The organism is Tenacibaculum xiamenense (assembly GCF_964513065.1).
GTDB classification, from domain to species: Bacteria; Bacteroidota; Bacteroidia; order Flavobacteriales; family Flavobacteriaceae; genus Polaribacter; species Polaribacter xiamenense.
In genome coordinates this window covers 187,423-205,587 of the sequence record NZ_CAZEQU010000039.1, presented here as the reverse complement: position 1 = coordinate 205,587, position 18,165 = coordinate 187,423, and the positions used below count along the sequence as shown (strand labels likewise).

The 18,165-nt window shown below is 31.0% G+C and carries 18 protein-coding genes; 10 read left to right on the top strand and 8 right to left on the bottom strand.

Annotated features, from left to right (window positions below):
- The first annotated feature begins 1,409 nt into the window (after nucleotides 1-1,409).
- The 8 genes from ACKTTV_RS18640 (at nucleotide 1,410) to rlmN (ending at nucleotide 8,538) form a co-directional block, all read left to right on the top strand.
- Nucleotides 1,410-2,345 carry a M43 family zinc metalloprotease gene (locus tag ACKTTV_RS18640; RefSeq protein ID WP_408032388.1) on the top strand — a complete coding sequence of 312 codons (936 nt, stop codon included), beginning with the start codon at nucleotides 1,410-1,412 and terminating at the stop codon, nucleotides 2,343-2,345.
- A 242-nt stretch (nucleotides 2,346-2,587) separates the two neighbouring features.
- Nucleotides 2,588-3,823, top strand: a complete 1,236-nt coding sequence (locus tag ACKTTV_RS18635; RefSeq protein ID WP_408032387.1) for an MDR family MFS transporter — start codon at nucleotides 2,588-2,590, stop codon at nucleotides 3,821-3,823.
- Nucleotides 3,789-4,166 (top strand): VOC family protein, encoded by a 378-nt coding sequence (locus tag ACKTTV_RS18630; protein ID WP_408032386.1) that lies wholly within the window; start codon nucleotides 3,789-3,791, stop codon nucleotides 4,164-4,166. Before ACKTTV_RS18635 ends, ACKTTV_RS18630 begins: the two co-directional genes overlap by 35 nt.
- Nucleotides 4,167-4,439: 273 nt before the next feature.
- The gene (locus tag ACKTTV_RS18625; RefSeq protein ID WP_132792797.1) at nucleotides 4,440-4,766 is read left to right on the top strand and encodes a nucleotide pyrophosphohydrolase; all 327 of its coding nucleotides are present in this window, start codon (nucleotides 4,440-4,442) and stop codon (nucleotides 4,764-4,766) included.
- Entirely contained in the window at nucleotides 4,767-5,015 is a 249-nt protein-coding gene (locus ACKTTV_RS18620; RefSeq protein WP_408032385.1) for a hypothetical protein, read from the top strand.
- A 5-nt stretch (nucleotides 5,016-5,020) separates the two neighbouring features.
- Nucleotides 5,021-6,247, top strand: coding sequence for a 3-phosphoshikimate 1-carboxyvinyltransferase (locus ACKTTV_RS18615; protein ID WP_408032384.1), 1,227 nt, complete (start codon nucleotides 5,021-5,023; stop codon nucleotides 6,245-6,247).
- 106 nt (nucleotides 6,248-6,353) lie between these two features.
- Nucleotides 6,354-7,403 carry a tRNA preQ1(34) S-adenosylmethionine ribosyltransferase-isomerase QueA gene (gene queA, locus ACKTTV_RS18610; protein WP_408032383.1) on the top strand — a complete coding sequence of 350 codons (1,050 nt, stop codon included), beginning with the start codon at nucleotides 6,354-6,356 and terminating at the stop codon, nucleotides 7,401-7,403.
- A gap of 97 nt (nucleotides 7,404-7,500) precedes the next feature.
- Complete coding sequence (gene rlmN / locus ACKTTV_RS18605; protein WP_408032382.1) at nucleotides 7,501-8,538, top strand: 23S rRNA (adenine(2503)-C(2))-methyltransferase RlmN; 1,038 nt, start codon at nucleotides 7,501-7,503, stop codon at nucleotides 8,536-8,538.
- Between the two features lie 104 nt (nucleotides 8,539-8,642).
- Here the strand turns inward: rlmN and ACKTTV_RS18600 are convergent, their stop codons facing one another.
- The 3 genes from ACKTTV_RS18600 to ACKTTV_RS18590 all read right to left on the bottom strand — a co-directional run bounded on the left by ACKTTV_RS18600 (nucleotide 8,643) and on the right by ACKTTV_RS18590 (nucleotide 10,694).
- Entirely contained in the window at nucleotides 8,643-9,074 is a 432-nt protein-coding gene (locus ACKTTV_RS18600) for an SRPBCC family protein (protein WP_408032381.1), read from the bottom strand.
- Between the two features lie 4 nt (nucleotides 9,075-9,078).
- Nucleotides 9,079-9,948 carry an AraC family transcriptional regulator gene (locus ACKTTV_RS18595; RefSeq protein WP_408032380.1) on the bottom strand — a complete coding sequence of 290 codons (870 nt, stop codon included), beginning with the start codon at nucleotides 9,946-9,948 and terminating at the stop codon, nucleotides 9,079-9,081.
- Between the two features lie 236 nt (nucleotides 9,949-10,184).
- On the bottom strand, nucleotides 10,185-10,694 hold the full coding sequence (locus ACKTTV_RS18590; protein WP_408032379.1) for a hypothetical protein: 510 nt from the start codon (nucleotides 10,692-10,694) through the stop codon (nucleotides 10,185-10,187).
- Nucleotides 10,695-10,921: 227 nt separating this feature from the next.
- Here ACKTTV_RS18590 and ACKTTV_RS18585 point away from each other — a divergent pair, with 227 nt between their 5' ends.
- Nucleotides 10,922-11,899 (top strand): polyprenyl synthetase family protein, encoded by a 978-nt coding sequence (locus ACKTTV_RS18585; protein WP_408032378.1) that lies wholly within the window; start codon nucleotides 10,922-10,924, stop codon nucleotides 11,897-11,899.
- 34 nt (nucleotides 11,900-11,933) lie between these two features.
- Here the strand turns inward: ACKTTV_RS18585 and ACKTTV_RS18580 are convergent, their stop codons facing one another.
- From ACKTTV_RS18580 to ACKTTV_RS18560, 5 genes are all read right to left on the bottom strand, one after another.
- Complete coding sequence (locus ACKTTV_RS18580) at nucleotides 11,934-12,200, bottom strand: hypothetical protein (RefSeq protein ID WP_408032377.1); 267 nt, start codon at nucleotides 12,198-12,200, stop codon at nucleotides 11,934-11,936.
- Between the two features lie 114 nt (nucleotides 12,201-12,314).
- Entirely contained in the window at nucleotides 12,315-12,584 is a 270-nt protein-coding gene (locus ACKTTV_RS18575; protein ID WP_408032376.1) for a peptide deformylase, read from the bottom strand.
- A gap of 334 nt (nucleotides 12,585-12,918) precedes the next feature.
- The gene (locus ACKTTV_RS18570) at nucleotides 12,919-13,587 is read right to left on the bottom strand and encodes a response regulator (protein WP_408032375.1); all 669 of its coding nucleotides are present in this window, start codon (nucleotides 13,585-13,587) and stop codon (nucleotides 12,919-12,921) included.
- A gap of 2 nt (nucleotides 13,588-13,589) precedes the next feature.
- Entirely contained in the window at nucleotides 13,590-15,230 is a 1,641-nt protein-coding gene (locus ACKTTV_RS18565) for a tetratricopeptide repeat-containing sensor histidine kinase (RefSeq protein WP_408032374.1), read from the bottom strand.
- A 40-nt stretch (nucleotides 15,231-15,270) separates the two neighbouring features.
- A complete protein-coding gene (locus ACKTTV_RS18560; RefSeq protein ID WP_408032373.1) occupies nucleotides 15,271-15,462 on the bottom strand; it encodes a hypothetical protein in 192 nt (63 codons plus the stop codon).
- 368 nt (nucleotides 15,463-15,830) lie between these two features.
- On the opposite strand from ACKTTV_RS18560, the gene ACKTTV_RS18555 reads away from it, so the two are divergent.
- Entirely contained in the window at nucleotides 15,831-16,532 is a 702-nt protein-coding gene (locus ACKTTV_RS18555) for a hypothetical protein (protein ID WP_408032372.1), read from the top strand.
- The last annotated feature ends 1,633 nt before the right edge of the window (nucleotides 16,533-18,165 follow it).

Here is an 18,165-nt window from a genome sequence, read left to right as displayed (position 1 = left end):
CATCTACACTTCAAAGATATAAAGCTTTAGAGATCTATCTCATTAAATAAAGACGACTAACATATTTATAAAGATTAGCTGAACTAGCGGATAGATAAACCGCTCATAAACATATATAAAAGACACTTAAACAATTATAAATAGCTAATAATCAATTATAAATTGCCATAACAAAAAACACCAGTAATTAGTTTTGAATGATATTATTTGCCATATCTAAAAGTTAAAATGTAATTACTACACAAACATAATCTTAGAAAGGATGGTATCTTAATAACATTTTATACCAAACTAACTATGCAAAAAAATACTACCTTATAAAAGCATTAGTAAAATTAAGAAGTTTATAAAAGAATATGGAAAATGGAAACTTGAAGAAAATAGTTAAGAGCATTATATAATGCTCTTAAGAATCAAAATGTACGCAACTTGAATACTTTATTTAGTAGGTTTAGCAATATTATGTTTTACAAATATTTTGCGAGTAATGTGAGCATGCTTTAGATTACTATCTTTTTAAAATTTGTAGTGTGTAATTGTATATGTTTCTTTTTAGGGATCTCTATCTGTTCGGCGAGATTTACTTTATGTTTCATCTACACTTCAAAGATATAAAGCTTTAGAGATCTATCTCATTAAATAAAGACGACTAACATATTTATAAAGATTAGCTGAACTAGCGGATAGATCAACTGCCACTCAAAACACATAAAAGACATAAAAAATAGTATAAATAGATGTTTTTTATGTATAAACCGTAAAAACCATATTTATTATCTTAATACTTCACTCATTACTTTAAACCAATAATTATAACTCCACTACAAAGACATAAAAGCTATCATTTATAATAATACCTTATCAAGCTCAATTGTACGACATAGAATATCATCGATATTTCGCCTGAATTATAACTGTAAAATTTATTTATTAATAATATAATATCTAAGAAAAAAATAAGAGCACTTTAAAAATGCTCTTTATAATTCTGTGCACAGAATAAATTTCTAATAGGTAGGTTTAGCAATGTTATGTTATATCAACATATTTTCGAGTAATGTGAGCATGCTTTAGATCACTATTTTTTTAACACTTGTAGAATGTTCTTTTGTAAATGTTTCTTTTTAGGGATCTCTATCTGTTTAACAAGATTTACTTTATGTTTCATCTACACTTCAAAGATATTATAGATTCTCAATTCTTTCTTTATATATAAGTTAAAGCGCTCTTTACTTTCGTCCAATTGAAATAAAATACACTTTGTATCAGATTAACCTTCGATGAATTCAATAAGATTAGTAGTGTTAAAATCATACATGGAAACCTTGTTAATTATGATAACCTTCACTTTTCTTTAACCCTTGTCATTATTGAAACTTTATAGTTTCGCCGAAACATTTGCAATAACCATGAACACAAAAAAATTAACCTACTACACTAGCTTTATTCTTTTATCAATATTATTTTTTTCTTGTTCTAAAGATGACAAGCCTGACTCTCCTCCCCCAATCCCCGCCAGTAAACCGAAAATGAGAATTCCAATTGTTGTTCACGTCGTCAATTATGCTCCCGATCCATTTGAAATAAGTGATGAGAAAATAAAATCTCAAATAGAGGTTCTAAATAAAGACTTCAGAAAGCTAAATGACGATTGGCAAAAAACACCAGACATCTTTATTGATCTGGTGGCCGATATTGAAATAGAATTTTATCTGGCTACTACTGCTCCAGATGGAACCCCAACTAATGGAATTTTAAGAAATGAAAGTAACTTAATTGCCTCAGATGGAGTAGATCAAAATAACAATCTCGATAATATGCCTTTATATTTTACTCAAAGAGGTGGTCAAGATGCCTGGCCTAATGACCAGTATTTAAATATTTGGATAGCGGACTATAAAAATAGAGATGGCGGAATGGGGTTGCCAGGATACGCAAACCCACCTGGCACTGACCCAAGGATTGATGGTGTTGTGATAGAACCCCGAGTTTTCGGAACCTTACCTCCTCTATATGGAGAATATAAATATGGTAGAACTGCAACTCATGAAATTGGGCATTGGCTAAATCTAAAACATATTTATGGTACTCAAGATTCATGTGAAGATTCTCCCGAAAAAGGAGATTATGTAGATGATACCCCCACACAATTCGCTTCTAGTAATGGAAAGCCAGCTTTTCCCAAATCTTCTTGTGGGTCCATAGACATGACTATGAATTTTATGGATTATAGTGATGACGATTCCATGTATATGTTTACCAAAGGGCAAAAAGCTAGGATGTGGGAACTATTCGCCGAAGGAGGACTAAGGAGAAAACTCTTTGAAAACTGTGAAGTAAAATAATTTTTATTTTTTGTAAAACCTATTTGTTTTTTTTATAGTTTTGAAATTCAATTACATCAAAAGAAAATAAATAATGACAATTTTTAATACATATAAACAATGTTCTACTGTTAAGTGCAGGAGCAAACGGACGTTTTATGTATTATGATTATCTATAAATAAGATATAACTATTATAAAGAGTCCGGCTTCACAGTCGGACTCTTTATTTTTATTATACAATCAACATCTAATTCAAACACTATGAAAAAACTCTATTTTAACTATTTAAACAACTTTAAAGGCCTCTCAAAAGAGGTTTGGTGGTTAGCGTTAATCACCCTTATTAACAGAGCTGGAACTATGGTAATTCCTTTTTTATCATTGTACTTAACGAAAAGCTTAAACTTCTCGTTAAACCAGGTCGGTTGGATTATGACTTGCTTTGGATTAGGATCTGTTGTGGGTTCATGGCTAGGAGGAAAATTGACAGACAAAATTGGATTTTATAAAGTTATGAAAGCAAGTTTGTTTTTAACTGGAGTTCTATTTATTTCATTACAATTTGTTACTTCATTTGCAGGGATTTGTGCTGGAATATTTTTAGTGATTCTCGTGGCTGACACTTTTAGACCCGCTATGTTCGTAGCTTTAAGTGCTTATAGTAAACCAGAAAATAAAACGCGTTCAGTAACATTAATACGTTTGGCTATAAATCTTGGTTTTTCAGCTGGACCGGCTGTTGGTGGAATTATCATCACAACACTAAGTTATGGTGGTTTGTTTTGGGTAGATGGAATTACCTGTATACTAGCAACCCTTTTATTAACAAATGTATTACATCCAAAAAAATCGAGAGTTGTTGACGAAGTTAAAAATGAAAACCCTGTTTCTATATTTAAAGATAGGGCATTTTGGATATTTTTTGCAAGTATGATCATGTTTGGAGTCGTGTTTTTACAATTCCTCTCAACGTTACCATTATTTTATAAAGATGCTCATCATTTAACTGAGTTTCAAATAGGCTTGTTAATGGGCTTAAATGGAGTTATAATCGTTGTGCTAGAAATGCCTTTGATATCATGGTTAGAAAAAAGCAAGTTTTCAAAAGAAATACTTATGTTCTTTGGTTTGTTTCTAACTGGATTGAGCTTCGTTGTTTTAAACTTAGCTAATTGGACAGAAATATTAGTAATTAGTATGATTTTGGCAACAGTTGGAGAAATGATTGCTTTCCCTTTTTCAAATGCATTTGTATTAGAAAGAGCTAAAAGAGGTAATCAGGGTGAGTATATGGCTTATTATAGTATCTCTTTTTCACTATCACATATTTTCGCCCATAACTTTGGAATGCAGTTCGTGGATGTTCTTGGCTTTGTAGATACTTGGAATATTATGATTTTACTTTCAACTATAGGAATGGTATTAATACTAATATTAGTAAAAATGATTAAAATAGAAAAAAATGAACTTAAACCAAGTAACGCTACCCTCAATTAATATCGAAAAAGCTGTAGTATTTTATAAAAAGTTAGGCTTGCATCTCATTGTAGATGCAAGTCCTAATTATGTTCGATTTGAACTCCCCTCAGGAGATAGCACACTGTCAATACATCTTGTTGATAATTTACCCTCTGAAAGTAACATAGTTATTTACTTTGAGCATGACGACTTAGACAAAGAAGTAAAAAATCTCCAAGAAAAAGGAATTGAATTCAATTTACTTCCTACTGATCAACCATGGCTTTGGAGAGAAGCAAGATTAAAGGATCCGGATGGTAATCAGCTTATTTTGTTTAAAGCTGGAAAAAACAGGAAGAATCCACCTTGGAGAGTTCAATAGTTTAACTATTCTATGTTTATCGAGAGGTAAAAGCTATTTTTTTTTAAGAAATAATAAAAATAGTTTTACAATTGTAATCACTTCCCTAGGTAATACTAATTATTAATTATTTTCAATGAATTTTTGCCTAGGAAAAACCTTAGCAAAAGTGCACTCTTTTTTGTGTATCTAAAATACCTTAAGTTAATATACTAAAACCCCAAAATAAGGGCTTTTAATGAAAAAAATCATGTATTTTTGGCTTATTAGAAATGAATGATAAAAACATTATAGATGAACATACAAGACGCACAAAAACAAGTTGATGATTGGATTAAAAACCATGGTGTTCGTTATTTTAACGAATTAACCAATATGGCACAACTAACTGAAGAAGTTGGTGAAGTAGCCAGAATCATAGCGCGTCGTTATGGAGAACAAAGTGAAAAGGAAAGTGATAAACAAAAAGATTTAGGAGAGGAATTGGCTGATGTAGTTTTCGTTGTACTTTGCTTAGCTAATCAAACAGGTGTAAACTTACAAGAAGCATTCGATAAAAAACTAGATTTAAAAACCAAACGCGATCACGATCGTCATCATAATAACGAAAAACTGAAATAAATGAGCATACTTAAAAAAATACAACAGCCACTATTTTGGAAGAACGTAGCTAAAGTTGCTATTCCTTTTTTCATAGTTGTTACTATTTTTTCATTAGTATTAAATAGCTCTAAAGATATTTTTTCGGGAAACTTTAATGCAGTATATGAAACCAATTTTTCAAATGGAAAATGGATTAATTTCTGGGGATTTAAAGTTATTTTCAGTTTAATTTATGGAGTTTGGATTACTAATAAAAAAATGGCGTAATTACCATGAACTTACAATTACAAACACAAAGCTCGGCTATTCAAGCAGAGATTACAGTGTCGGGATCAAAAAGTGAATCGAATAGGTTATTAATTTTACAACAATTATATCCTAATATTACTATCGAAAACCTTTCTGATTCAGACGATTCACACCATTTACAAGAAGCTCTTTCTTCTTCGAGTGAAATTGCTGACATTGGTCATGCAGGAACAGCTATGAGGTTTTTAACAGCCTTTTTTGCTTCTAAAAAAGGGACAATCAAAGTATTGCAGGGTTCTGACCGAATGCATAATCGTCCTATCGAAATTTTGGTGGATGCTTTACGCTCAATAGGGGCTGATATTACCTACTTACAAAAAGAAGGATATCCTCCAATAAGAATTGTGGGACAAGAACTAACTAAGGATACAGTTTCAATTAACGGAAATGTGAGCAGTCAATACATCTCAGCCTTGATGTTAATTGCTCCAAGCTTACCAAATGGTCTAAATATTGAACTTGTAGGAAAAATAACATCTGTTCCTTATATAAAAATGACCTTAAGTTTACTTCATCAAATTGGAATTGAAGCTAATTTCGAAGGAAACTTAATTCAAGTAAAGAATCAACCAAAGATTACTGATCAAAAGGTAGTTGTTGAGTCTGACTGGAGTTCAGCTTCTTACTTTTACTCCTTAATTGCCTTAAGCGAGTTAAATTCAAAAGTAAAGTTAACTGCTTACAAAAATGATAGTTTACAGGGAGATGCAGTTCTATCGGAAATTTATAAGCATTTCGGAGTGACTACAGAATTTCAAGAAAACAGTATTGTTTTAACAAAATCATCTGAGCACTTAAAAAGTACCTTGGTTGAAGATTTAAAAAACGCTCCAGATATTGCTCAAACAATTGCTGTTACATGTTTTGGTTTAGGTATTGCTTGCGAATTAACAGGTCTTCATACTTTAAAAATTAAAGAAACTGATAGATTGGAAGCTTTACGAGAAGAATTGACAAAACTAGGAGCGTCTATTGAAGTAACTAATGAAAGTTTACATTTACAGGCTGGTGAACAAATTTATCAAAACATTGATATAGAAACTTATAATGATCATAGAATGGCCATGGCATTTGCGCCATTAGCTTTTAAAACTATTATACAAATAAATGAAGCCGAAGTAGTTACTAAATCTTTTAGAAACTTCTGGAATGACATGAACAAAATCGGGTTACAGATTCAAGAACTCTAATAGAAATAATTTTATACGATTTATATCATATAAAATAAATAGAGAATCGCTTGACATCCCCTATCTCGATATTGTATATTTGCCCCTCGTTTAGAAATTTTTACAAATGAAATTATCGAATTTTGATTTTGACCTGCCAAAAGAACTATTGGCAGAATACCCTTCAGAGCACAGAGACGAAGCCCGTTTAATGGTTTTAAACCGTGAAAAACAAACAATTGAGCATAAATTATTTAAAGATTTAATCAATTATTTTGATGAGGGTGACGTAATGATGCTTAACAACACCAAGGTTTTCCCAGCCCGTATGTACGGTAACAAGGAAAAAACTGGAGCACGTATTGAAGTTTTTTTATTACGTGAACTAAACGCTGAAAACCGTTTATGGGATGTTTTAGTAGACCCTGCTCGTAAAATCAGAATTGGAAATAAATTATTTTTCGGTAACGATGATAGTTTAGTAGCCGAAGTTATTGATAATACAACTTCTCGTGGAAGAACTTTACGTTTCTTATTTGATGGATCTTATGAAGAATTTCGTCATAAATTAATAGAATTAGGTGAAACTCCATTACCAAAATATATTAAGCGTGATGTTGAACCAGAAGACGAAGAGCGTTACCAAACAATTTTTGCTAAGCATGAAGGAGCAGTTGCTGCACCAACTGCTGGGTTGCACTTCTCTAAACATTTAATGAAACGTTTAGAAATTAAAGGTGTTGATTTTGCGGAAATGACATTACACGTTGGTTTAGGTACTTTTAACCCAGTAGAGGTTGAAGATTTATCTAAACACAAAATGGATTCTGAGCAAATTATCATTCCAGATGAAAGTGTAAATATTGTAAACAATGCTTTAGACACCAAACGTAAAGTTTGTGCTGTTGGAACTACAGTTATGCGTACTGTTGAATCTTCGGTATCGGCTAGCAAAAGATTAAACCCGTACAACGGATGGACAAATAAATTTATTTTCCCTCCTTACGATTTTAGTATTGCTAACTGTATGGTTACAAACTTCCACACGCCAAAATCTACATTATTAATGATGATCTCTGCTTTTGCAGGACATGATTTTGTTATGGAAGCATACCAAGAAGCTATTAAAGAAAAGTACAAGTTTTACTCGTACGGTGATGCTATGTTAATTATATAACAAAAGCATCTTTCAAGATATGACCAACTGGTAATCATCTCCGATTACCAGTTTTTTATTATACCTTTGCCACAATTGTTAATTTCAATACAATCACTTGAATAAAAAGAAAGACATACGCGCTTTAAGTAAAGATCAACTCCGAGATTTTTTCGTTGCAAACAACGACAAAGCTTTCAGAGGAAATCAAGTTTACGAATGGTTATGGAGTAAAGCTGCTCATAGCTTTGATGACATGACCAATATTTCTAAAGCCACTAGAAATATGTTAGATGAGAATTTCGTGATTAACCATATTGAGGTTGACGCTATGCAAAGAAGTAATGATGGTACGGTAAAAAATGCCATTAAACTACATGATGGATTAATTGTTGAGTCAGTTTTGATTCCAACAGAAACAAGAACAACAGCCTGCGTGTCAAGTCAAGTAGGATGTAGTTTAGATTGTAAATTTTGCGCCACCGCTCGTTTAAAACGTATGCGTAATTTAAATGCCGACGAAATTTACGATCAAGTTGTAGCCATTGATCAACAGAGTAGACATTATCATAATCACAAATTATCAAATATTGTTTTTATGGGAATGGGAGAGCCTCTGATGAATTACAATAACGTTCTGAAGGCTATCGATAAAATTACTTCTCCAGAAGGATTGGGAATGGCCGCAAGAAGAATAACTGTATCTACTTCAGGTGTGCCTAAAATGATAAAGAAAATGGCAGATGATGAAGTTCGCTTTAACTTAGCCGTTTCATTACATTCTGCTATTGATGAAGTAAGAACTTCAATTATGCCTTTTAACACACGTTTTCCTTTAAAAGATTTACAAGAATCTTTGGAATACTGGTATACTAAAACCAAAAGAAAAGTAACCTACGAATATGTTGTTTGGAATGGTATTAACGATAGGAAGGAAGATATTGACGCCTTAGTGGCTTTTTGTAAACACATTCCTTGTAAGGTTAATTTAATTGAATACAATCCTATTGACGATGGAGAGTTTCAACAAGCTTCGGAACGTGCGTTAAACAACTATATCTCTAATCTTGAAATGAACGACATTGTTGTAAATGTGCGTAGATCTAGAGGTAAAGATATTGATGCTGCCTGTGGGCAATTAGCTAATAAATCCTAATAACTAAGGAATCATTACTATACCATACTTACCAATAACTTTACTTTACACAAGTAAAGACATTAAGAGTTTGAGATTTTATGTTCATTGTGTTAAACCTATTTTCACTCCTCAGCGTATTTTTTGAAAGCCGTCATATATTTTTTTGATTGCTTTTTAAACATTCCTTTCATTAAACCACCAAATAACCGCATAACACCTTTTAGCTCCATAGTTGTATTACTCGTCTGCTTCACCTCATTGTCAGACATTTCTTCAAAAATTAACTCCACTATATTACTTCCCATTTTACTTTCGTATTTAAACTTAATTTGCCCAGGTAAATTTTGTTCTACGATAGTTTCTGTGATAATCAAATCTTTCTTATTGAATATATAATGAAGTTTCCTTATCGAGCCTACATCGCAATAGTCTCCAGTAATTTGTTCTATAGATTGTAAACCTTCCGTCCATTGCTTTGTCCCTTCAGAAACGCTTATCTTATCCGCTACCTTATGTAATGAGCTATTAATTGTATTTGATAATGAGTATTTCATAATATTACTTCTTAATTTCTTTTATTGGAATACAGAGATTCATATTAAAATGACTCCAATCTAAAACGGCTTCATTGTCATTAAATATCTCCAACCCTGGAAGATGCTCAGGCTCATAAAAACTAGTAATCAACCAATGATTAAATAAATAATTTATAGCCGTCGCTACCTTTTCAAAATCGCCTAACACTGTTGCAATTGCGTATGTACACTTAGGCAATACTTTCATTTCTAAAAAATCACTTTCAGCATCTATTTCAAAATCTTCAGGAATTGTAATACATACCTCATAGGTATATTTATCCTTTGGGGTTACGTTTGGATCATCTTTAGACATTCCAAATATGGTTTCCGACCAAAACAACCCCATATTTTTAGACCACTGTACTAATTTTGTCAAAGCATTTAAAACAGCTCCTTCTTCGAAAGAATTTGGCACCCTCATAAAAGCAATTCTTCTTTCGGGAAAATCTTCAATGGATACTGGAAAATCTTTTACAAACTCGTTCTCCGCTTCTTTACAATAATACTTATTTACCTGAAATAACTCTTTGCGAATCTTGCTATTTTTTAGTTTGTCAGAACTCCGATATACACTAGGACTTACTCCAAAATGGAGCTTAAATGCTCTTGATAATACTGAAGGAGATGAAAAGCCACATTCATGTGAAATAATTGAAATAGAATTGCTTGAATATTTTAAAAGTTTCGCTACTTTTTCCAATCGTAAGCGATTCGTGCAGTCAAATACTGTTTCTCCTGTTACCCCAAAAAATACTCTATGAAAATGATATGGAGAGAAAAAGCAAACTGTAGCCAACTCTTCCAACGAAATAGTTCTATTTAAATTAGCATTAACATAGTCGATAGCCATGTTAATTCGCTTTTTGTATATTTTATTTGATCGATTCAATTTATTGATATTTTCCTTCATAGCACCAATACAGTACTAGAAATAAACCAATTAAGTTTATTTATCAATATACAAAAAATCAGGGTATTACATTATTAAAGAGCTATATCGTAACCAATAAAAACAATATCCTCCGCTAGGTATCATATAGTAACTAAACTATATAAATAACCAAAGTATAAAAAACCTTATTACTTCTATTTTTTCAACAAAGCTCTCTGAGTAACTGTAACTGGATATCCATATACAAATGGAATCTCTTTTGTTCCTTTTCCTGTGGTAGTTTTGTTTTTACTCTTTGTAAATAAAATCTCAAAATCAACCGTCTCATTATCAAAGGCCAAACGTGTCGTTAATAAATTCTCTTGTACCTCAAAAAAGCTATATAAGGTGTTAGAAACAAATTTTATTGGTAAAACGATTCCATTGTTTTCATCAACCTCAAAAAGACCTTTTTCTTTATCTTTTACCACTAAAGTATAGTTTCTAGGCTGACCATTGTACACTAATTTGTACTGGTATTTTCCTTCATCTTTTGTTTTTAATAAATGAAACTCCATCGGAATTTTTTGAGTTTTTCCAGTCGAATTAATGACCAAATCTCCTTTATAAATACCTAAATAGTCATCGGGAAAATTAGTTGAATTTTGAGCGGAAATAGTAAATACGGTAAGAATAGCTATAAAAAAGCTTAATAAATATTTCATGGGGATAAGGGGTGTTTATTACTGCTAAAATACAAGCTTATTTTAGATTTCAACTATAATTGATGTTAAATTACTGAATAACAACACCATTAACATTAAAAATCAAGTTGTTAAAAATAATTTTTACCCCCCAAAAAACAATAATTGAACTAACTTTTAGAATTTAAATTATACTATAAAACAATTTACAATCATTTTCCAATTTATTCTTATTTTTGTTCGCTAATATGAAGCCAGTAGAGCAAATAAAACTTCCTATAGCAAAAGAAATGGAGCTCTTTGAAACAAAATTCAAAGATGCAATGCTATCCAAAGTTCCGTTACTTAATAGAATAACTTACTATATAGTTCGAAGAAAAGGAAAACAAATGCGTCCAATGTTTGTTTTCTTAGTTGCCAAAATGGTTTCGGATGGTGGTTTTGATGAACGCACTTATCGTGGCGCTTCGGTTGTTGAATTAATTCATACAGCCACCCTGGTTCATGACGATGTGGTAGACGACAGTAACCGTCGTAGAGGTTTCTTTTCAATTAATGCTTTATGGAAAAATAAAATTGCCGTTTTAGTTGGTGATTTCTTACTTTCAAAAGGACTTCTTTTATCTATCGACAATGAAGATTTTGACATTCTAAAGCTTATTTCCATTGCTGTTCGTGAAATGAGTGAAGGTGAATTATTGCAAATTGAAAAAGCTCGAAAACTTGATATCACTGAAGAAGTCTATTTTGAAATAATTCGTCAAAAAACAGCCACACTTATTGCTGCTTGTTGTGGAATCGGAGCTGCTTCGGTTGGCGCCAATAATAAAACTGTACAGCAAATGCGCAAGTTTGGCGAATATATCGGTATTGCTTTTCAAATAAAAGATGATTTATTCGACTATACTGATGCTAAAATTGGTAAACCTACGGGGATCGATATTAAGGAACAAAAAATGACCTTGCCTTTAATTTACACTTTAAATAATGTATCGGAAAAAGACAAAGATTGGTTAATAAACTCCGTAAAAAAGCATAATCATAACAAAAAAAGAGTAAAAGAAGTTATTGCCTTTGTGAAAGAAAATGGTGGTTTAGAGTATACCACAAACAAAATGCACGATTATAAAAACAAGGCTCTGGCTATTTTAGATAACTTTCCTGATTCTGAATACAAGGCTTCATTGCTTAAAATGATTGATTACGTTGTTGAACGAAAAATATAAGCTACGTTTTATCTTTCGTAAAATCAAACTCCTTTTAAACACGCTTATGTTTAAGCCAAGAACCTACACTTCCTAGCTCTTTTGCTTGGTAAAAATTCTGCTCTTTTGAAATATAATTTTCTTCTGTTGATGTAGTTTGTACTTTAATGAATTTGTAGAACATAAATTTAAAAATTGACTCTCTAACATCTTCATAGGTAATCTCTGAATTATTTGTAAAATCAATTACTTGTCTTACAAAATTATCTACCTTAATAACGTCTTGTGTTTGTGATAACACTTTAAAAGCAACTTCTTCCATAATTAGTTTTAATTCAGATCAAAACTACTCATGTTAACATAATTTTAAAAGGTGATTTATGCAGAAAAAAATGTAGTTTTCCGCAGTATTGAATACATCTTAAAACTAGATTTTTTATTGATGTTGAAAACACCGTCCATTTGCATTTTTTGTTTTTCTCTTACATCTTCTTCCTCTCTTTGTTTTTCCAGAGCATTGAACTGCTTCTTTTCTTCTTACTTGACTGGATATTACTCCAAAAGCTTTAGTTTTTGAGTTTTTATTTTCTAATTCTTTCGATTTTCCATTTGACCTTTTTGTTAAAAGCGGTTTACATATTTTGCAGGGTAAATACCCAAAATAAACCGCTTTACCGAACTCTATTTCTTTTTTAGAATACTTCAAAAATCGACAGTTGTAAGTATGGTACTTTTCTCCAGTTTTTGTCACATAAACTTTTTGACCATAACTACAGGAACAAAATAGTATAGCAATTAAAAAGAATGCTCTTTGTAAAAACTTTTTAAACAACTCTTGTTAAAATTTAAAATTGGTTCTTTTAATTTACTACCAAGTCCCCCATTAACTCAAAATATCTTCATGTTCTCCTTTTTAACAATTTCCCCAGAACTCTTTTCATAGTTTATTTTCCCGTATATTTTATTTTCTATTAAACAATAGTCAAATTTAAAACGGGAAAAATTCTTTACCTTAAGGGAAACCGTATGCGAAGTATTTTTTAGATAAACCCTGAATCTTTGGCAAGAGCTACTAAATGTGCTGTATTATTAGCTCGAAAAATGTCTTTTAGTCGAATAATTCTCTTTTCTACAGAACTTAAGCTACCCGGACTAATTCCTTTACGAACAAAATGTGCACTAATTTCAGGTTGAGATAACCCTTCCGATAAATGCTTCATTAAATTAATATCATATGGGCTAATATCATTATCATTCGAGTCTCTTCTAGCTCCTTCTACTTGAAAGGATAAAAAAGGAGAAGAGCTTTCATTTATATTAAGTATAGCTTTTTTTAAATCATATAGTCCATTTCTCCCTTTACAAACATAGGCTCTGACTCCATATTCATTTATAAGCCTTCTTACCATTTGTAATCTATCTTCACCCGAATATACTATTGTTGGTATTGATATTTCTTTTTCTTTCAATACTTGTATCAAATCGACACCTGATTTGTACTTTTGCTCTCTATGATCTTCTTTAAAGGATAAATCTGCGATAAGTAAATCATAAGGATCTTCATCTTGATTCGCTTTCATAATCTTTAAAAAAGCGTCGTCACAGTATTGCACTTGATGAATTATTGACACTCCCATTTCTTGTAATGTCGATAATACACCTTTATTAATATCATCCATGTCTTCTGCTACCAATACTTTCTTATACATAATTATAATTTAATTTTACACAGAAACCCATTATTAGGTTCTGATTCAAAAGTAATAGTCCCTCCAACCGATTTTATACGGTTTTCCGCATTTACCAATCCATTTTTCTTAACAAAATCACATCCAACCCCATTATCTTTATATTTTATAAAAACTCCATTACCTTTCTCTTCAAAAACAATTGTTACCAAACTAGCTTTACTATATTTGGTCATATTGGTGAGAAGTTCTTTTAATACTCTATAAAGCATATTCCTTTTATGAATAGTTAATCTACTCCAATCAATTTTCTTTAAACCATTTGTAATCAATCGTAACTCCATGCTTTCATAGCTTTTTAATAAATCTCCAATTATTTCGGAATACTCAATGGAGTCATCAATTACAAAATTATTTCGTGAAATATCTCTAGCTTTGTTATAAACAACATCCAAGTCATCTAATATTTCAGCTTTAGAGTTTTTCTCTATTTGAAGTTTAGTCATAATCTGGTAAATATCATTCGCAATTACATCATGTACCGTTTTAGATATTCTCCCTTCGGTTTGAATAACATTTTCAACTAATTTCTTTTTATTTCTTTCGCGATACAAAAAGTACCCTATAATTGAAATTAGTAAAACAAAAATGCTAAGAATTTGAAAAAGTAGGCTTCTTTCATTTGCCTTTTCAGCTTCTAATTCTTTCATTTCTGCTATTCGTTCTTGTCTTTTAGTATTGTATTTTAAGTAAGCATTTTTATTATCCTTTCTTTGATTAAATAACCTAACCTCTTCACTCAACCTCACATATTCTTTATCTAAATCATCTCCTTCTAATAGAACAAGTTCTCCGAGCGTATTTATACGGTAATCCTTGTTTTTGGTTTTCCTAGCAAGGCTATCAGCCATTTGCAGGTAATTTTTAGCTACTTCTATTTTATTATTTTTAGCGAAGTATCTCCCAAGATTTAAATAACTAGGCAAAAGAGCATCAAACTTATCTAAACCTTTTCTCAATTCTAAAGCCCTATCTAATTCTTGTTTACCAGCTTTCGGGTTAATATTGAACTTTGCAAAACCGAGGTTGTCAAGGATAAGAGCTAAACTAACTGTATCATTAGACCTCTTGACTACCTCTAGCGCTTTCAGTAAAACTTCCTGAGATTTGATAAAATACTTTTCATCCTTATATATTGTAGATATATTGTTAAGGATGGTGGCGCTATCTCTAGAAGAAGCCGCATATGTCAAGGCTTTATCATATGCATCTAATCCTTTCTCCATATTTACCTTTCTTCTATAAAGCTTCCCTAGATGATTGTATATAGAAGTAAGAACTGCCTCTCTATTTCTTAAATCTTTCGCTTCATCTACCAGTTCCAATGCTTGTGTAGCTAAATCTTCACTTTCATAATTACCTCCCCATTTCAGTTCTATTTGGGAAAGACAGCTCAAAGCATATATTATTGCCGCAGTATCTTTTTTCTGTAAACTTTGACTATGATAGTGCTTAAAAAAACTATAGGCCTCAGTTAAATCAGACTCTGACTTAGGAGTAAGAAACTTGCTTCTATATATTGAAAGACTATCTTGCTGAGCTAAGGCTTCAAACGAAAAAACTATTAAAAATAAGAAGAGGAATGAATTCTTTAAATTTTTCATTCCTCTAAAATATAGATTTCTATTCGATATCACCCTCCATCTAATCTTTCTTTTTTGGGTCTTTTGGAGGTGGTGGAGGTGGTGGTATATCACCGTCATCTCCACAACAGCTTTTCTCTGATTCTACACTCTCTAATCGGTCTTGATATTCCTTTAATTCGTCATTATCTGTGCATGACAAAAACATTAAATTAAGGGAAACCGTACAAATAACTATAAATATTTTTTTCATTTTGTTTTATTGTTAAAATTTGACATTAGTGTTACTGTTCGAGTCTTTCATCGAACTTTAATAGGTTGTGTTTAAACACGTTTAAAAGGCCTTTTGAGAAGTGATTGAGTTAAGTGTTAAGTGACGATGCACTTCTCGGTTCATGTTGCAAAACACTTAACTCAATGGGTAGAAAAAATGATTAAACTTTAGTCTTAATTCGATCTTGATTATTCATCAATTCTGGTACAAATGAAAAAAGAATCCATAGGAATAGCAGGAATATAAAAGGAAATAAACGGGAAAGTTTCGGGAAGTCTTTTTTTCCAAAAAATTCCGAAATTTAGGGGGATAAAAAAACTAATTACTACACTTAAAAACAAACTGTTATGCATAATGAAATCGTAGCATTAGCTCTAAAAACAATACAAAAAAAAGAAGGCGGGCATATAAAAATAAAGAAAGCTGCAGAATGCTTATCCTCACTTTTACAGGATGAATATGGAGTGACTTATGGTGAGCGAAGTTTAAGAAATGTATATAATGATCAAATTAAAATATCTAAACCTGAAGTTTTAAATGCGCTTTGCAGTTTTTTAGATTTTGAAAATTATGACGATTTCCTAGAAAGACATGAGAAAGGAAAGGATCATGAAAAAGAAAAAACAACTGATAAGCCCCCCAAAAAGAAATTCAAATTACTCCCCTCAAAACCTATTAACAAAAAACGATTAGTCATAACAGCTCTTCTACTTATTACAACAATAATAGGCTTTTCAATCTTTTCGGTAAATAAGCAACGTTGGATGGTATGGAAAATTGATCATTATGAAGAAGTAAGTTTTAATTTGAAAAAATATAAACTTGATCAATTAGAAATGTATAATCCATTTAAAATTGAGAATTTCAGAAAAATTGAAGGAGTCTGCGATGATATTTATTTTGATGAGGAAAACGAGCCGAAAGTGTGGTATCGTAAAATTTCAAAAGATAAAATAGAATTGTTTACTGCACCAGGCTTACACCCAGTAAACGGAAAAACATTAAAACCTATTAGTGAGTATATGATTAACAAATACATTTGTAAATAGATAGTAAAAAACTTGATTTAATAACATACCCAATTCATGCGTCAGTTCACACAAATTAAACTGATTAAATCAATAGCGAAAAAAAAGCCCCAAACTGGGGCCTCTTTTTTTATATAATCGGGGGGATTTTGATATTTTTCAGGGAACTATCTTTCTAACAGACATGTTAAAATTACAATACATTTATAGTTCTTTTATACTTTTTAGTTATACAGGTTAGTTTCCATGACAAAGCCCATTCATCTATCGGTGAGTGGTTATCATAAATATTACAAATTTGTATAGGGGCAAATTCTATAGTTTTACATAAAGGAACATATCTCATAAGTAATCCTAATTATTGCGCAAGTTTATTAATATAATTAACCCCAAAATTACTGCATCAAAAGCCTTATCTATATCAATCTTTATAACGTGTGGAAATTTTGTTAAATGCCAGTATAAATAAGGAATACCATGGCTTCTATTTAAAAAGTATTTGATAATTGTAGAGCAAAAAAAAAGAGCTCACTACTTGAACTCTATTTTCAAAAAACGGGGGGTATTTTTTTGGGGTATTACTATCTAAAGACTCGGTAAAATTACATCATCATTGCAATATATTTTTTCTTTTTTGTTGAGTACATCATTTTTCATGATAAAATCCATTCGTCCATCGATCAATGGAAAATATTCCCAATACTAAACCGATAAGAATTTATATTCAAATATATTCTTTTAAAAAAAATCCTAATAATATGAAGTAATATCAAACAAGTTCAGGTTAAAACGAGTCAATTATATACAAAATAAGCACACTTACTTTAGTAATCTTACCATTCATCTATAGCTAACAGTACCTCAACTATTCTTAAGTATATATATTTCCAATGATAAGTATCTTTGAAATGTAGTTAATAGTTAATAGTTAGTTTTCAGGAAAGAAGTAACAGATTAGGTGGATGTTACTTCTTTTTTTCTTTTCTACAACTTCAAAAAAACACCTTATACACAAAAAAGAACCATACACACATAAAAAAACACAATCCACACCTAAAACACACAACTCACCTTTAAGATAAGCCACTTAACCCTTCCAAATCTGTCTCTCATCTTTTTATTTAAAAATAAACACAAGTTTCATTGTATCTTTGAAGTGTCATTTAAGGTTAAAAAAATACAAAAATAAAGAAGTAAAGAATCGGGGGGTTTTTTACTTCTTTATTTTTTATACACTTCACCAAAAGCCATGACAAATCACAAAAAACACCCTACACATAAAAACAAACCAAAAAACATCAAAAACAAACAATACACACAAAAAAACACCTTTAACCTCTTTTACTTTTCACTTCAACTTCTAAAAAATGTCAATCATCTTTTTTCAATGAATTATACTTTAAATACAATGTATCTTTGAAGTATAATTTAAGGTTAAAAGAATTATTAATAAGAAGTAAAAAAACGGGGGTTATTTTACTTCTTTCTTTTTGGAATAAAATCAATAAAAAAACCACACATAATTAAAAAACAACAACTTAAAACACAAAACAAACCAAACACACAGATCAAAACACCATTAAACTATTAGTCAAATCTATTAAACTTTAAAACTGAGTCAGTCATCTTATTTTCTCGAAGCAAACCCTAAATG

What these genes read in the sequence shown, in the direction of transcription:
- ACKTTV_RS18640 (WP_408032388.1), top strand. Translation starts at nt 1,410, where the DNA reads ATGAACACAAAAAAATTAACCTACTACACTAGCTTTATTCTTTTATCA.
- ACKTTV_RS18635 (WP_408032387.1), top strand. Translation starts at nt 2,588, where the DNA reads ATGAAAAAACTCTATTTTAACTATTTAAACAACTTTAAAGGCCTCTCA.
- ACKTTV_RS18630 (WP_408032386.1), top strand. Translation starts at nt 3,789, where the DNA reads ATGAACTTAAACCAAGTAACGCTACCCTCAATTAATATCGAAAAAGCT.
- ACKTTV_RS18625 (WP_132792797.1), top strand. Translation starts at nt 4,440, where the DNA reads ATGAACATACAAGACGCACAAAAACAAGTTGATGATTGGATTAAAAAC.
- ACKTTV_RS18620 (WP_408032385.1), top strand. Translation starts at nt 4,767, where the DNA reads ATGAGCATACTTAAAAAAATACAACAGCCACTATTTTGGAAGAACGTA.
- ACKTTV_RS18615 (WP_408032384.1), top strand. Translation starts at nt 5,021, where the DNA reads ATGAACTTACAATTACAAACACAAAGCTCGGCTATTCAAGCAGAGATT.
- queA (WP_408032383.1), top strand. Translation starts at nt 6,354, where the DNA reads ATGAAATTATCGAATTTTGATTTTGACCTGCCAAAAGAACTATTGGCA.
- ACKTTV_RS18600 (WP_408032381.1), bottom strand. Translation starts at nt 9,074, where the DNA reads ATGAAATACTCATTATCAAATACAATTAATAGCTCATTACATAAGGTA.
- ACKTTV_RS18595 (WP_408032380.1), bottom strand. Translation starts at nt 9,948, where the DNA reads ATGGCTATCGACTATGTTAATGCTAATTTAAATAGAACTATTTCGTTG.
- ACKTTV_RS18590 (WP_408032379.1), bottom strand. Translation starts at nt 10,694, where the DNA reads ATGAAATATTTATTAAGCTTTTTTATAGCTATTCTTACCGTATTTACT.
- ACKTTV_RS18585 (WP_408032378.1), top strand. Translation starts at nt 10,922, where the DNA reads ATGAAGCCAGTAGAGCAAATAAAACTTCCTATAGCAAAAGAAATGGAG.
- ACKTTV_RS18580 (WP_408032377.1), bottom strand. Translation starts at nt 12,200, where the DNA reads ATGGAAGAAGTTGCTTTTAAAGTGTTATCACAAACACAAGACGTTATT.
- ACKTTV_RS18570 (WP_408032375.1), bottom strand. Translation starts at nt 13,587, where the DNA reads ATGTATAAGAAAGTATTGGTAGCAGAAGACATGGATGATATTAATAAA.
- ACKTTV_RS18565 (WP_408032374.1), bottom strand. Translation starts at nt 15,230, where the DNA reads ATGAAAAATTTAAAGAATTCATTCCTCTTCTTATTTTTAATAGTTTTT.
- ACKTTV_RS18560 (WP_408032373.1), bottom strand. Translation starts at nt 15,462, where the DNA reads ATGAAAAAAATATTTATAGTTATTTGTACGGTTTCCCTTAATTTAATG.
- ACKTTV_RS18555 (WP_408032372.1), top strand. Translation starts at nt 15,831, where the DNA reads ATGCATAATGAAATCGTAGCATTAGCTCTAAAAACAATACAAAAAAAA.